The following is a 14,947-nucleotide window of genomic DNA, read 5'->3' as shown; positions in this document are numbered from 1 at the left end:
TTGGAAATGGGGCGATTGGCACTTGCCTGTCTGCAATGCGGCATAGGGCGGCGCGCTGGATCGGTTCGGATACATTCGGTCAATCCGTGGTTGTCACGGAAGACTATGGGCAAGAAATTGGCCGGCGGCTTCCAATGGGTAGCTCCGATACCCTGTATTGGGCTGCCTTTTCAGACATAAAATCTCTCGCCAGTTTCCTGCTGCTGACGTCCGAAACAGCCTCTTACGAGAACACCGGGTCCAGATAGGGACTGGATGCGTCGAAGAACAGTCGGTTCTCCGCCAATTCTTCCGCGATGACCTGTAGGCTGGCCAGTGCGCGTAGGATTTCCACGCGGCGGCTCAGATTGGTTTCGTGCTGCTCCAGATGTGTGAGGGCGCTCACGGCCATCAGGGTGGCGCGTTCCGTGCGTCCATAATGCCCACCATAGCGTCCTGTGAACTGGGCCATACGACCGAGCATGTCCTGAATATCGCGGGCGGCGGCGGGCGGGAGTTCGTTCCGGACGAGGATTCCACGCAGGTTGAGGATGGCGAGACCGACGGTCATGCCGGACAGGACACCGCGCAGATAGGCGTCAATCACTGGCCCACGTCGGCCCGCCACGGTGTTGAGCAGGCGGACCATGCGTTCCACACTTACACCAATCACATCGCGTGGCATGAGGATGTAGCGCTTTTTCGCCAGTCCACGCAGCATCTGGAGGATCTGGACACGCATGTTCCAGCGTACGCCATCCGGGTCCAGCGGCAGGAATGTGCGATACATCCATGTGCAGAATGCCATGGCAAGGCAAAGCGGCATGGCAGTGTTGAAGAACAGGATTTCGTCCGTGCGGCCCTGATTGAGCGGACCGATAAGGATGGTCAGGAAGAGGTTGTAGGCGACTGCACCAAGGATCATGCGGGGATTGGAGAAGGCAAGGCCGCCGAGCATCATCGGAGGCACCAGCACCATGGCGAGCATTTCGTAGACGGTCACGGCGGGCACAGCCCAGAAGGTGATGATGAGCGCGACCGCTGAGACGCACACCGCGCCGTGGAAAAAGGCGCGGCTGGCCATGGCGGGCGTTTCCAGCGTGGAGAACAGCGAGCAGACGATGCCCACGAACATCATGAACACCAACCCGTCCGGCCAGGCGGTGGTGATCCAGATGACGCCCGCGAGGAACATCGACACGCTGGCGCGCAGGCAGTTCGCGGTCGCGATATGCCAGTCACGCCATGTCTGGATGCCGTAGCGGAAGCGGTCATGCGCGGGAGGGTTGCGGCTTTCCTCGAACTGGGTGAGGGACGCATCCAGTCCGTCGAGCATGTCGCCTAGAACATGAATGGTCTGACCTTCACGGGTGACACGCTCCTCCAGCGCCGTATTCACTGGCGGATGCGTGACCATATCCATTTCAAGGGCCAGACAGTCGGCGGCGTCCACGCGGGTCGCCGCGCGGAGTTCGGCCAGATCGGTCATGACGTTGGGAAATTCGGACGGATTTTTCAGACGGTCGGGCAGGGAGAGGAGGAAGTTGCTCCCACGGTCGGCAATTTTCTGCCAGCGTTGCCCGTGGGCAGCGGGATCGCGCATCAGTGCCGAGAGATTGAGGCCGCAGGAAAAGAGATTGACCACGCCGGCCAACGCGGCGCGGGCGTGGTCGCCTTCGTGGCCGTGACGGCCCATTTCCACTTCCGCGAACTCGATCTGATCGCCCATGGCCGCCATGGCCGCCATCATTTCGGGAGAGGTGTTGAGCGCGTCCGGCTTGCCTTGCAGCAGGGCGGCTAGGGTGTGGCACACACGGTCCATGGCCGCGATGAAGTTCTCCGTCAGGCGGTCGCGTGCGCGTTCGGTCAGCTTGAACTGGAACAGCGAGGAGATGACGGTTTCGCAGGTGATGCCGAGTGTGATGTAGGTCGCACGTGAGGCTGCGATCATGAAAATGTGGTGCGGATCGGCGGACCCGTCGAGCGCGATGATGGTGAGGGTGAAGCCGCTCGCTCGCATGCCGTGCATACGGTAGTTGGTCATTGCGGCCGGGCCGGGCAGCAGCGTGCCGATGAAGCACAGGATGCCGATCGCTGCTGAGAGCAGCAGGATGAACATGAGCGGTTGCTGGGGCGTGGCGGCCACCAGCGCGATGGCCACGAATGTGCCCACCACCATCCCGAACATATGCCATCGGGCCTTGGCCAGCGATTTGCCGCGTGAGCCCTGCGCGATCATCCACACCGTGAGTGGTGCCCATTGCGGGCTGCCGAGTTCCCACCACAGCGCGATTCCCAGCGCGATGAGGGCGGCGAGAGTGGTTCGCAGCGCGTAACCGAAATTGAAGATATCGGGGGCGATCAGCCAGCGCAGACGCCCCATCCACCCGGACATGAGTGGGGCGGACAGGCCGGTGCGGGCGAGAAGGCTTTCAAGGGCGACCAGCAGAGGGTGTTTTTCGGGAATGGCCCCGCCGCTCATGCTTGTACCCCGTAATGCTTCCGAAACCCGACTGTCATGGCCTTTGCCTTACACCAGCCGTGCTTCAAGCATGTATCGACGGAATGAATAACTCAATTCCCCGTTGGCGGAGGCTGGAATGCCGCCAACGGGTGAGTGGATTCAGTCTTCGTATGTGAGGAGGGCGTGAAGCGGTACATCGATCTTGTCGCGACCGCGCAGTCCTGCCAGTTCGATCATGACGGAGGCGCCCACCACATTGGCGCCGGCCTTGCGCAGCAGGGCGATGGAGGCGGCCAGCGTGCCGCCGGTAGCAAGAAGATCGTCCGTGACCACCACGCGCTGACCCGGCTTGATGGCTTCTGCCTGAATGTGCAGGCTGTCGGAGCCGTATTCCAGATCATAGGACAGGGACACAGTCTCGCCCGGAAGCTTGCCCGGTTTGCGCAGCATGATGATGCCGCAGCCCAGCCGTGTGGCGAGGGGGGCCGCAGTCAGGAAGCCTCGGGACTCGATGGCGGCCAACTGGTCCGGCTGCCATGGCATGACAGCGTGGGCCATGCGGGAGGTGGCGAGCTGCCACGCATCCGCGTTCCGCATCAGGCTTGAGATGTCATAGAAAAGGATGCCCGGCTTGGGGAAGTCGGGGATGTTGTCGATATATTGCTTGAGATCGATGTCGTCGTTCATGAAGCCGTGCCGGAAGCGGGGTTGAGAGGGCGGGCCGCTGCCGGATGTTCATCGTGGCGGGAGCGAACCGGTTCACACAAGTGCCGGGGCTGTGCTGGCGGCGCGGACACTACCTCCCGTGTCGGTGGGGGGCAAGACTCTCGCTTACCCTCATGTGAGATCGGGCGCGTGAGGTCAGGCGGAGATGCGTTCTTCCATGGCGGCGCTGACGGCCTTGAGCAGCCCGTCACGGCGGAATGGCTTGGGCAGAAGCTGGACTGCGGGCGGTGCGTTTGCCGGGCGGGGGCCATCTGCCGTGAAATCGCCGGACATGCAGACGACGCCAATCATCGGCAGCCGTTCGCGGAGCAGGGTGGCCAGACGGAAACCGTCCAGCAGGCCGGGAAGCTGGATGTCGGTCACGAGGAGATCGTAGCTGTTGCCCGCATCTTCCACGAGATCGAAGGCGGCTTCGCCATCGGCGGCTTCCGTCACGCGGTATCCGCCCAGACCGAGGATCGTGGCCACGATATCGCGGATGGCGGGATCGTCTTCCACGACCAGAGCGCGGAACGTGGCCGCTGCGGGTGCGCTTTCCGGTTCCCTTACGGGTGACGGCCTTTGTTCGACGGCGCGGGGCAGCCACAGTGTGATCTGGGTTCCTTCATCGGGCGCTGAAGCCACAACCACGCGCCCTCCGCTCTGACGACAGAAATTCACCACCATCGCCATGCCCAGACCGGTGCCGGCGCCTTCGTCCTTGGTGGTGAAGAAAGGCTCGAAAAGCTGCTGAAGCACCTCCGGCCCCATGCCGCACCCTGTATCGCTGACGTCGATGCGGACCCATGCGCCCGCAGGCAGGGGCGTGCTGTCAGAGGCGACACGCAGGGAGCGGTCGGAGTCCACTGGGAGGGCCAGCAGGTTCATGCCGGTGGAGAAGCTGACATTCGCGGCGCGGATGCTGACGGTGCCGCCCTTTGGCATGGCGTCACGGGCGTTGATGGCGAGGTTGAGCAGCGCGCTTTCGAGTTGAGCCGGATTGACCTGCACTGGCCAGATGGTCTCGGCCTTGTCGCAGTTTACGGCGATACGCGGGCCGATTACGCGGGCGAGCAGATTGCTGGTCAGTGCGAAGATGTCGGCCAGTCGCACCGTGTCGGGCGCGGGTTTCTCGCGGCGGGTGAAGGACAGGAGCTGGCCGGTCAGGGTTTCGGAGCGGCGTGCGGCGTGGGCCGCGGCTTCGAGGCAGGTCTGGCGACGGGCCATGTCCTGCGCGCTGTCGGCTTCGGATGCGAGTTCGAGATTGCCGAGGATGATGGTCAGCAGATTTTTGAAATCATGCGCGATACCGGCGGTGAGTTGCCCCACGGCGCGGAGTTTCTGCGCTTCTCCCAGCGCCCGCTCGCTGCGCAGACGGAGCGTGATGTCGTTGGCGGTGAGCACGAAGCCGCGGCGGTCTTCGGCGTCGGGCACGTCATCGGACGCGAAGAACAGGGTGCGGCAGAGTTCGAGATCGGCGCCGTTGATTCCGCGACATTCCACCATGACGGGCAGGGCACATTCGCCGCGTTGGAGCGCGCGTTCGACATGAGTGAAAGGCTCAAGCAGCGGACGGCCATCCACCACAAGTGCGTCGCTGAGTTTTTCGTAGGACATCTCCTGATGGAGAAAGCCGTCTTCCAGTCCGAGTGTCGCGCCGAAACGGTCGTTCCAGTGGCGCAGGCGGCCTTCCGTGCTGAACACCGCGACACCCATGGTCAGGCTGTCGAGCACTGCGCGAAGCTGAAGAGCGAGGTTGCGGCTGCGTGCCTCTGCGCGGGCTGCGGCGAGGGAAGTGCGGTCGAGCACCCAGCCGGCGGTGATCATGATGAGCACGCCGATGACGATGCCCAGCGCGTCGAGCCGTTTCTGCCAGCTCGTGTTGCGCAGCATGTCGGCAAGCCGCCCTTCGCGTTTGGCAGTGTCCACGCTGCTCAGGGTTGTCAGTGCATCATCGAGTTCCGCAAGCGTAGTGTCGGTTTCGGTGTGGATCAGGGCGTCATGGGGCGTGGCCTGCCAGTCGGCAATACGGTCCAGCGCGTGCCCCATCTGGTCGAGGCTGGGTGGATGGGTGTGGCTGAGACGTTCCTGTAGGGCCACGACGGACGGGAAGGCTTCGCGGGCGGTGGCAATGGCGCCGATGGCATGGACGAAACAGGTGGCGTCGCTGTCCTCATGCCGGGCCAGCCACGCGAAATGACAGATGCGCGCGGTGCCGACCTCTCGTTCCAGATCGCGCATATAGGCATCGGCTCCAGCGCTCTGGCGATCGAGCTGACCATGTCGCGCCATCTCGTTGCCCAGCTGCATCGCCAGAGTTCCGAAGGTGACGATGAGCAGTGCGGCGCCGAGGAGGGCGAGCACATGGGCCCGTTTGGCCGGATGACGTGCCATCGCGTGTTTCGTCCGTTGTTTGACAGACGTGATAGTCGCCGCAACTGGGCGGCATCCGTCAACCCCGCAGATTTACTTCCCGCGTGGACGCAGGGGCAGGGTTGCGACCATCATCAGAGCGCCGAGCAACATGCCGATCGTCATCGGCATGGGACTGCCCTCCCGCGGAAACACCTGTGCGGAGAGGATTCCGATGAGGCCGCCGGTCAGGGCGCCGAAGACATACTGCATGGTGCCCGCGAGCGCGGAGGCCGCGCCAGCCACCTTTGCGTGATCGGCCAAGGCTCCCATCATGGCGTTGGGGTAGATGATGCCTGTGGCGCCGAGGGCCACGATCATGGTGCCGATGGTAACGACGGCTTCCAGTGAAATGCCGGGCGGAAGCGGCATATGCCCCGAAACCCACAGCGAGACGCCCAGCAACGCCAGCGATCCGCCGGCGGCCAGCATGACAGCCGCAGCGAGCAGTCGCTCAGGGCTGAAGCGGTTCACGAGCATGCCGTTAAGCTGGGATGCGCCGATCATGAAGACGGCGAACAGGCCGAACAGCATTGAGAAATGCAGGGGCGTGAAACCGAATCCATTGATAAAAACGGGTGACGCGGCGGTCAGGTAGCTGAACGACATGAAGGTGGAGAAACCCACGATCAGGGCGTGAGAGAGAAATCCCCGGTCCTTGAGCAGCCCGACATAGCGCGTCACCAGCGAGATGGGAGAGAGTCGCGAGCGTAAGTCGGGTGCGAGGGTTTCGGGCAGGAGGCGGATCACAAGCAGGGTGCAGAGCACGCCATAGCCCGTTGAAGCCCAGAAGATGACGCGCCATGAGACGAACGTCACCGCGACGCCACCGAGCATGGGAGCGAGGATGGGCACCACGCCCATGACCATGACGAGCCGTGACATCATGCGTGCGCCCGCCCGCACGTCAGGGACAAGATCGCGCACGCAGGCCGTGGGAATGACCAGACTGGCCGAGGCTCCGAGGGAGGCAACGAAGCGACCACCGAAGAACGTGTAGATGTCGGGAGCGGCGGCGCAGACGGCAGAGCCGAAGGCGAAGATCAGGTTGCCGATGATAAGCGGTGCCCGACGACCGAAGCGGTCCGCCATTGGTCCAACCGTGAGCTGACCGATGGCCAGCCCTATAAACCATATGGAGAGAGTCTGCTGCACGCCCGCAAGATCGGTGTGGAGATCTTTCACCATGACCGGGAAGGCCGGCAGATAGATGTCGGTCGCGATAGGACCGGCAGCGGTCAGGAAGCCCAGAAGGATGGGCAGCCACCATGGCAGCGCGCCCGTGGGATTGGGGGGCCGGAAGGTGTGAAAAAGCTTGGGCTGGCCGTTGGCAGGCATGCCGACTCCGCGATGTGGGCACAGGATGTCGCAGACCCTACGGTGTAAATATGACCGTTTTGATCATGGGTCCGCTGGGTGAAGGTAGGCGGGCGATGAAGATATGTGTCGGAAAGGGTGGGTTGCTTCAGAGGTATGTCTGAGGTGGTTCTGCTGCCGTGGATGAACGGCGGAGAAGCCACATACCCAGAAGCCCTGAAATGAGGAAGAGCAGCGCAGCCATCACGATCCGTCCTCGTCCGTCAAGCTGCACGCCCGAGCCGAGCAGCACGAAAATGATCGTCTGTGGCAGACTGCCCACAGTGGTGGCGGCGACAAAGGGCGTGAAAGGTAATCCACTCACACCTGCGAAGAGATTGAGCAGCAGCGAGGAGCCGACTGGCAGCAGGCGCAGCGTGACGATGGTGGTAAACGGATGCTGCTGTGTCGCGCGCCCGAGATGGGCGAGTCGGCGTCGGAAGCCCTGTGGAGGCGTTGCGTTGTCTCTGATGCCAAGTCTTTGTTGTGCCCAGTGACGACCGCCCCAGCGTGCCCAGCCGAAACAGGCGGCTGCTCCCATCACGGTGGCCAGCGTGGCGAGCAGTGTGCCTTCCATCAGACCGTAGGCGAGGCCAGCGGCGAAGCAGAGCACCTGACGGGGAAGCCCGAAGAGGCACCATAGCGTGCCACACATTGTAAAAAGGCTTCGTCCCTTCAGGCCGAGCCGCAGGGTGGCGGTGTCATCGAGCAGGTGGCGGAACCCGGGCACCGAGGGCAGGAGCAGTGCGCCACAGGCAAGGACCAGCAGCATCAGCGCGGGCCGCAGGAGAGTGGCGATGCCCTGCCGCCTTATGTCTTTGGAGCCGGAGGGCGCGTCAGATGGCGCGGGAGGCTCTGGCGGCGCGATGTCGGGCATGGCGCGCGCGGTAACACCTCCTTGCCCGCGATTGCAAGAGCGCGGTAGAGGGGCGCATGTCCAATACGACCTCTTCGGGCGCGCAGGCGGCTCGACTTTCGGATTCGACCGTGATCGACGGCATGTCGATGCGTGATCGTAGGCGCGTTTCCAACTGGCTGCTGACGATCTGCGTCATGCTGCTGGGCATGATTGCGCTGGGGGGGGCGACGCGCCTGACGGGTTCGGGTCTGTCGATCATGGATTGGCGTCCCGTTACGGGGATGCTTCCTCCTCTCAGCCATGCGGAGTGGGAGCGGCAGTTCGAACTCTACAAGGGTATTCCCCAGTACAAGATCCTGCATGAAGGTTTTGGCCTTGCAGGGTTCCAGAAGATTTTCTGGGCCGAATGGACGCATCGTTTCTGGGGGCGCGTCATCGGGCTTTACCTGCTGGTGCGACTGGTGATTTTCGCGGTTCAGGGGGTGCTGACGCGCGGTCTGATCCTGCGGCTGGCGTTCTTCTTTGTCCTCGGCGGCCTTCAGGGGGCGATTGGCTGGTTCATGGTGGCCTCGGGGTTCCGCCCGGACAGCACGGCGGTCGAGCCGGTGCGTCTGGTGCTGCATCTGGGCATGGCGCTGATCCTCTACGGCGCGATCCTGTGGACGGCGCTTTCGGTGCGCTACCCTACGGTGGAGCCGGTGCCGGATCGTGAGGGCGGTCGCCGCACACGCATGGCGTTGCATGGGGCGCTGGGTCTGGTGGGACTGACCATTGTGGCGGGCGGCTTTACGGCGGGCACCCATGCGGGTTTTTCCTACAACACCTTTCCGTTGATGGACGGTCATCTGGTGCCGGAAGGCTACGCGCGGCTGCATCCGTTCTGGTTTAACTGGATCGCGAACATTCCTGCCGTGCAATTTGATCATCGTCTGTTGGCCACGCTTACGGTGCTGGCCATCGGGCTGACGGTGTTCTTGGGCATGAAGGCGAATCTGGGACCGCGCGCGCATGCGGCTGTGGCGCTTATGGGCTGGGCTGTGTTGATTCAGTACGCGCTGGGCGTGACGACGTTGTTGCTGGTGGTGCCGGTGTGGGCCGGGACGATTCACCAGACCTTTGCGGCGGTGCTTCTGGGTGTGGGGATATATGCCATGCACGCATTGCGTGGCGCGAAACGTACGCGGTGGTAAGGTTGGGCCGTCAGCCGGTGTGCTGCCTCGGGGAGGGGCGCGCTGGGCTGGGCAAGGAATGAGGATATTTGCGGGCTCCTGGTCTGGATCAGACAGGAGCCCGTCTTCGTTTTTTCTCAGGCGCTGACGGGCAGAGTGACGTTCGCAAGGCCCGCGATCCAGCGCGCCAGAGCCTCTCCCAAAAGTGTGTAGCCGAAATCGCCCAGATGCAGCCCGTCCGGCGAAAGGACGTCGCGTTCGATGTGATGCTCTTGGCACCACTGTTTCATGGCGTCGTAACGGTCGAAGCAGGGAATGCCGAGTTCGATGGCCAGTGCGGGCACGGCATCGCGGAACGCGGGAAAGTTGGGCAGTTCCTCCAGCATCTTGCACCATTGCGGGCCGATCATGGCGAGATCGCAGCCCTGACGCCGGAGCATCTGAAGGTCGTCGCGGGTCAGGTCGATGAAGATGGAAACGGGCTCTTCTTTCCACACATCGTTGGTGCCGCCCTGCCAGATGACAAGATCGGGGCGGTCGTCGATTACCTGTTGCAGGCGCTCGTGCATTTCGGGCGCGCCGTTGCCGCCGATGCCGCGATTGATGACGGTCAGACCGCCCGGGGCGGCTGGGGCGAACGTGTGCTCGAAGACGGGACACAGACCATGCTCAGGCGTGCTGGCGCCAATGCCCTCCACGGTGGAAGATCCGAAGAGACAGATCCGGACCGGTTCGGAATCTGCCAGCAGGCGCGTGAGGCGGGGAAGTGTGTACATGCGTAAATGTCCCTGACAGATGGGGCGCGAAAGATCAGGCCGTGGCTTTACGATGGGCGGCGGCCTGTGCCCGCGCGCGATTACGTTTGCGTTCGTACACCACGGTCACGCCGTAGAGGATTGCCAGTCCGGCACAGTTGATGACCACCTGAAACAGCCAGCCTTCGCCGAAGGTGGTGAAGATCAGTCGGCCGATCAGATCGAGGACGGTCCCAACGGTGAAGACCTCCAGCGAGTGACGGCCGCACAGGGCGAGCGCCTGTCCGAAACGGGTTTCGGAAAAGCGTTTCGCGAGGGGGGAGGACTGGACGAGATAGAAGATGGCCAGCACGTCGAGCAGGCGCAGCGGGGCGAGGGTGCTTTTGTCAGGTGATGGCAGGGCGAGTGGGCGGATGACGGGCAGACCCCACTGGGTCCACGGAAAGGCCTCCAACAGCGAAAAGACGAGATAGAGACCGCAGGCCACTTTCAGCCATGGGAAGGCGGGTAGATTGCCGTTGTATTTTTCCGCTTCGATGGCACCGAACGCGCCGATCATGAAGAGGAACTGCCACGCCAGTGGATCGAAATACCAGCCGTCCGGATCCAGCCAGTTGGGGAAGTTCACGTCCGGGTCGATGTTGATGAGCAGCCAGAGCGCGGCTGACAGGCCGAGGGCCAGCCAGCGGTTGAATTTCAGCACCACATACATGAGCGGAAACGCGGCCAGTAGCACCATGTAGAGTGGCAGAATGTTGAGGTTGGACGGCAGGGCGTCGAGCAGGAACACGCGCCAGAAGCTGGAAACGCCATGGGCCAGTTCGGGTTCGAGGAAATCGACTGGAACGGGTGTGAACTGCCGCCATGTGAGAATGATGGCGATGAAAGCCATGATCATCAGTGTCTGGGAGACGTAGAGTTTGACGCAGCGTTTGGCGAGACGCGTGAGCGTCTCACGTGCGCCGTAGCGGGGGAAGCCGCGTCCGTATGCCAGCCACGAGGCGTAACCGGCCAGCAGAACAAAGATTTCGGCGGCGTCCGCGAAGCCGAGATTGCGCAGGGTCAGCCGGTTGAGGAGGTTCTGTGGCATATGGTCCACGAACATCATCAGAAGTGCGATGCCGCGCAGTGCATCGATGCGGTGATCGCGGGTGCGGGTAGGACGAGCGACCGAAGGCGTGGCCGTGGTGGGCTGGGCGCCTGCTGGCAGGGTGGCGGAGGAAGGGATGACCGTCATATCCTGTCCCGTAAGGGTTCCGGCTGTAGCGGATCTCCGCTGGTGCGGGCGCGTTTATCGTGCATCGGGTCACGAAAGACCAGTGCGGAGGCACGTTCCTGTACAATGGATAATGTTTCGTTCATGCACATAATCGGATGGTGGCCCTGAACTTGTCCGCTGGTCTGCGGTCCCCATTTTGGTCATACAGACGCGCTTCGGCAGAAAAAGGACATTCTCATGACGCAGCGACACATTCCCTCACGTGAGGACATCGGACGTGTGCTGGGCGGCGTGATCGGCGCGCAGGCGGGCGAGGATGTGGCTGTGGAGTCCTGCCGCGTCGAAGGTGAGCGGTTGCTGGTGACGCTGAGTGTGCCGCAGGCGCTTGCTGCGCGGATGGGGGACATCGCGCCACGTCTCGAATCGGTGCTGGCGAGTGCTTTTCCGGGCTGGCAGCCGCGTGTGGTGTTGACCGCGCATCGGACGATGGCGGCCGCTCCGCCGTCACGGGCTTCGGGGGGCGGACACAGACCACTTGGGGGCGTGGGACATCCGGAGGCGGCGGATGCGCCGCTTCTGCCGGGTGTGAAGGCGGTCATTGCCGTGGCGTCCGGCAAGGGCGGAGTGGGTAAATCCACAACGGCGGTCAATCTGGCGGCGGGGCTGGCGCTGGAAGGGTTGTCGGTGGGGTTGATGGACGCGGATGTTCATGGACCGTCGCTGCCGCGGATGCTGGGGATAAAGGCAAAGCCGGAAGTGCGGGATGGAAAGCTGATCCCGCTGGAGGCGTATGGTCTGAAGGCCATGTCCATCGGCATGATGGTGGATGAGGAACAGGCCATGATCTGGCGTGGTCCGATGGTGATGGGGGCGATCGGTCAGCTTCTGGGGGATGTGGAGTGGGGTGCGCTGGATGTGCTCGTCATCGACATGCCCCCGGGCACGGGCGACGCACAGTTGACGCTGGCGAAGAAAGGGGTGCTGGGCGGTGCGATCATTGTCTCAACGCCGCAGGACATCGCTCTTCTGGATGCGCGGCGCGGTATTGCGATGTTTGGCAAGACGAACGTGCCGGTGCTGGGGATTGTGGAGAACATGTCCTATTTCTGCTGCCCCAATTGTCACCACCGGACGGAACTGTTCGGGCATGGCGGCGCGCGCGATGAGGCGCGGAAGCTGGATGTTCCGTTTCTGGGCGAGATTCCGCTGCTGGCGGACATTCGCATGAGCGCCGATGCGGGGCGTCCGCTTGTGATCGCAGCACCGGACAGTGAGGGAGCGCAGGCTTATCGTGGGCTGGCGCGCACGGTTGCGGGGACGTTGAGGCGTCTGCCGGGCCGCTGAGGTTACAGGCAAAAGAAAAGGGCCGGGAACGTGCGTCCCGGCCCTTTGGCATTCCGACCTGCTGAAAGGTCAGATGCGCATTCTCAGTTGGCGCTGTCAGTCGCCGTGCTGTCGGTCGTAGCTGTGCTCTTCTTCGCCTTGTGCGTGTGGTGCTTGTGCGACTTCTTGTGAGCGCGATGCTTGTGGTGCGTGGTGGACTCGGTGGCCGACTTCTCGCCTTCAGCGGCGGGTGCGGTCTCGGAGGGTGCCGGGGTGGCTGTCGGAGCTGGGCCGGGGTTCGTCGTGGCATCCGGAGCGGGGCTGGCGGGAGCCTCCGTCGTGGCGGCGGGAGGTGCCGTTTCCGTCTGGGCAAGAGCCGGTACGGCTGTCGCGCCCGTCAGGGCCACGATGGAAAGGGCTGCGAAAAGGCGCGATGACTTCATGAAACAGTCTCCAGAAACTCCGGTCCGGCAATTATCGGTGCGGACCAGTGGCGGTTGTTTTATCATTCGTCTCGAATAGTGTCTCGTATTAAGTTTTCATCATGCCGTCATCTTGCAATAGGGTCGCCATAATTCGATCACAATAGCCGTTTTGGGCTGCTGCAACTGAGTTTTAATTAAGAAAACCTGTCGTTTTCATTTCCGGACCGGGTGGGCGGGTCAGGAGTTGCTCCGTCGCGTCTTTCAGAGCGACGCGGCCGGTGACGATATCGGCGACAGCCTCCATCACCGGCACGCTCACCTGCTGCTGACCGGCAAGTGTGGTCAGTGCTTGTGAGGTGGCCACTCCTTCGGCCACGCCGCCAGCCGTTTTTTCCGCGTCGTGAGGCGACATTCCTTCTCCCAACGCATGACCGACACGAAAGTTACGCGAAGATGTTCCTGTACAGGTGAGGAGAAGGTCGCCCATGCCTGCGAGACCGGACATGGTGGCGGCCTTGCCACCCAGCGATTCAGCCAGACGGCTGATTTCCGCCAGTCCGCGTGTGACGAGGGCGGCGCGTGCGTTTTCTCCCAATCCCGCGCCGATAGTGGCTCCTGCTGCAATGGCGATGACGTTTTTGGCGGCGCCTCCAAGCTGCACGCCGATGACATCGGTGCTGTCATAGAGTCGGAAGGTGGACGTGCCGAGACCATCGGCCAGATGGCGGGCAAGTCCGTCTTCCTTTGCCGCGATGACGGCAGCGGCGGGAAGGCCTGCTGCGATTTCGTGCGCGAAGTTCGGCCCAGACAGCACGGCGCCAGCATGACCGGGTTTTACATCAGCAAGAATGTCGAGGGGAAAGTGCAGGCTGTCAGGGCGCACGCCCTTGCAGCACAGGACAAGAGGGGAGGCCGTGTCCAGCCGAGCCAGAACGGCGGCGAGATGTTGCATGGGCACGGCCACCAGCGTCATGTCCGCGTCCACCTTCAGGTTATCGGTGACACGGATGGAATCGGGCAGGGGGTGGGCGCTCAGGCGCGGCATTGCGCCGTTGGCCAGACGGGCTGTTGGGTTACGCGCCCACAGATGGACAGCCGCGCCTGTGCGGGCCGCCTGAAGGGCGAGTGCCAGTCCCCATGAACCGGCTCCGATGACGGCGATGCGCTTCATTCCGGGACGACCCATTGTACGGAGGTTTCCGTGTCTTCAGTGCCAAGATACTGACGCAGGACCGTCAGAACGGCGGCAGCCTCTTCGTCAAGCTGGAAAGGTGGGTTGGCGATGAGCAGACCGCAACCGTTCAGACGTGTGGGGTCGAGCGGTGGGCGCAGTGTGAACTCAAGCGCGAGCAGCTTGCGCTGTCCGGCGTCTTTCAGCGTGTTGAAAAAGGTGCGGACGGGTGTGCGGTGTTTGATGGGATACCAGACCGCCATGACGCCGGTGGGAAAGCGTTGACGGGCTGTGATGATGGCGTGACTGAGGGCGGCGAATTCGTCGCGCTGCTCGAAGGGTGGGTCCATCAGGACGAGACCGCGCCGGGCGGTTTTTGGAGGTAGCAACGCAGTGATGGCTTCATAACCGTCGCGGGCGTGGACGGCGACAGCGGGATCGCGGCGAAACAGGCGACGGAGGATGGGTTGGTCTTCTGGGTGACGTTCACAACAGGCCAACGTGTCACCGGGCCGTAGCAGGCGTGCGATCAGTTCGGGAGAGCCGGGATAGAATAGCTTTCCGTCATGCTCGTTGATGACATCATGCACGATGCGAAGCCAGTCACGCAGGGGGCTCAAAGCTGGGAGTTCGGGATCAAGGCCCAGAAGACGGCCGATACCCTCGCGCCATTCCCTAGTGGCCTGTGCTTCGGGCCCTGAGAGGTCATACAGACCGATGCCAGCATGGGTGTCCAGCACGGAGATGGGTGTCTCCTTGCGGGTGAGCAGGCGCAGGAGAGTGACGAGCAGGGCGTGCTTCATCACATCTGCGAAATTTCCGGCGTGGTAGGCGTGGCGGTAGTTCATGAGAGGTGTTGTAGCTCAAGCGAGGATATGCGCCATCTCTTAACGGCGCGTTTTCACTTCCCCGGTCTCACGCCGACACGGCGGGAATTGCTTTTTGGTGGAACGTCGTGATGGGGATTGGCGCATTAGTCCCGCCATGCGTCTGCCAGACAAGGGAACGCCTTCGGACAGGTCCATTGGTACCGAGCGAGGAGACTGCGTAGCATTTCCCGTTCTGAAATGGAGGGTTGCGCTGGAAAGGTTTTTTGGCTGAACAGCGACG

Annotated in this window: 12 protein-coding genes; 2 read left to right on the top strand and 10 right to left on the bottom strand. The window is 62.8% G+C overall.

Going from position 1 to position 14,947, the window contains the following annotated elements; translation table 11 throughout:
• Positions 1-223: 223 nt before the first annotated feature.
• From KUA11_RS15890 to KUA11_RS15870, 5 genes are all read right to left on the bottom strand, one after another.
• Positions 224-2,461 (bottom strand): FUSC family protein, encoded by a 2,238-nt coding sequence (locus tag KUA11_RS15890; RefSeq protein ID WP_217411905.1) that lies wholly within the window; start codon positions 2,459-2,461, stop codon positions 224-226.
• Positions 2,462-2,602: 141 nt separating this feature from the next.
• Positions 2,603-3,130, bottom strand: coding sequence for an adenine phosphoribosyltransferase (locus KUA11_RS15885; RefSeq protein ID WP_217411903.1), 528 nt, complete (start codon positions 3,128-3,130; stop codon positions 2,603-2,605).
• Between the two features lie 174 nt (positions 3,131-3,304).
• On the bottom strand, positions 3,305-5,542 hold the full coding sequence (locus KUA11_RS15880; protein ID WP_217411901.1) for an ATP-binding protein: 2,238 nt from the start codon (positions 5,540-5,542) through the stop codon (positions 3,305-3,307).
• A 72-nt stretch (positions 5,543-5,614) separates the two neighbouring features.
• The gene (locus tag KUA11_RS15875; protein ID WP_217411899.1) at positions 5,615-6,898 is read right to left on the bottom strand and encodes a multidrug effflux MFS transporter; all 1,284 of its coding nucleotides are present in this window, start codon (positions 6,896-6,898) and stop codon (positions 5,615-5,617) included.
• Between the two features lie 127 nt (positions 6,899-7,025).
• Entirely contained in the window at positions 7,026-7,793 is a 768-nt protein-coding gene (locus KUA11_RS15870; protein WP_254454986.1) for a TVP38/TMEM64 family protein, read from the bottom strand.
• A gap of 122 nt (positions 7,794-7,915) precedes the next feature.
• Here KUA11_RS15870 and KUA11_RS15865 point away from each other — a divergent pair, with 122 nt between their 5' ends.
• Positions 7,916-8,965, top strand: a complete 1,050-nt coding sequence (locus KUA11_RS15865; RefSeq protein ID WP_254454989.1) for a COX15/CtaA family protein — start codon at positions 7,916-7,918, stop codon at positions 8,963-8,965.
• 116 nt (positions 8,966-9,081) lie between these two features.
• Here KUA11_RS15865 and KUA11_RS15860 read toward each other — a convergent pair whose 3' ends face one another.
• Positions 9,082-9,720 carry an SGNH/GDSL hydrolase family protein gene (locus tag KUA11_RS15860; protein ID WP_217411896.1) on the bottom strand — a complete coding sequence of 213 codons (639 nt, stop codon included), beginning with the start codon at positions 9,718-9,720 and terminating at the stop codon, positions 9,082-9,084.
• A 34-nt stretch (positions 9,721-9,754) separates the two neighbouring features.
• Complete coding sequence (locus tag KUA11_RS15855; protein ID WP_217411894.1) at positions 9,755-10,936, bottom strand: OpgC family protein; 1,182 nt, start codon at positions 10,934-10,936, stop codon at positions 9,755-9,757.
• 219 nt (positions 10,937-11,155) lie between these two features.
• Between KUA11_RS15855 and KUA11_RS15850 the strand changes: the two genes are divergently transcribed.
• Positions 11,156-12,262 (top strand): Mrp/NBP35 family ATP-binding protein, encoded by a 1,107-nt coding sequence (locus KUA11_RS15850; protein ID WP_217411892.1) that lies wholly within the window; start codon positions 11,156-11,158, stop codon positions 12,260-12,262.
• 83 nt (positions 12,263-12,345) lie between these two features.
• Here KUA11_RS15850 and KUA11_RS15845 read toward each other — a convergent pair whose 3' ends face one another.
• From KUA11_RS15845 to KUA11_RS15835, 3 genes are all read right to left on the bottom strand, one after another.
• On the bottom strand, positions 12,346-12,684 hold the full coding sequence (locus KUA11_RS15845; protein WP_166312557.1) for a hypothetical protein: 339 nt from the start codon (positions 12,682-12,684) through the stop codon (positions 12,346-12,348).
• Positions 12,685-12,856: 172 nt separating this feature from the next.
• A complete protein-coding gene (locus tag KUA11_RS15840; protein ID WP_408744230.1) occupies positions 12,857-13,852 on the bottom strand; it encodes an NAD(P)H-dependent glycerol-3-phosphate dehydrogenase in 996 nt (331 codons plus the stop codon).
• Entirely contained in the window at positions 13,834-14,685 is an 852-nt protein-coding gene (locus tag KUA11_RS15835; protein ID WP_217411890.1) for a 23S rRNA (adenine(2030)-N(6))-methyltransferase RlmJ, read from the bottom strand. Before KUA11_RS15835 ends, KUA11_RS15840 begins: the two co-directional genes overlap by 19 nt.
• Positions 14,686-14,947: the final 262 nt, after the last annotated feature.

Source organism: Acetobacter estunensis (genome assembly GCF_019083805.1).
GTDB lineage: Bacteria > Pseudomonadota > Alphaproteobacteria > Acetobacterales > Acetobacteraceae > Acetobacter > Acetobacter estunensis_A.
The sequence above is the reverse complement of the archived record's forward strand: the minus strand, read 5'-3'. Positions and strand labels throughout refer to the sequence as shown.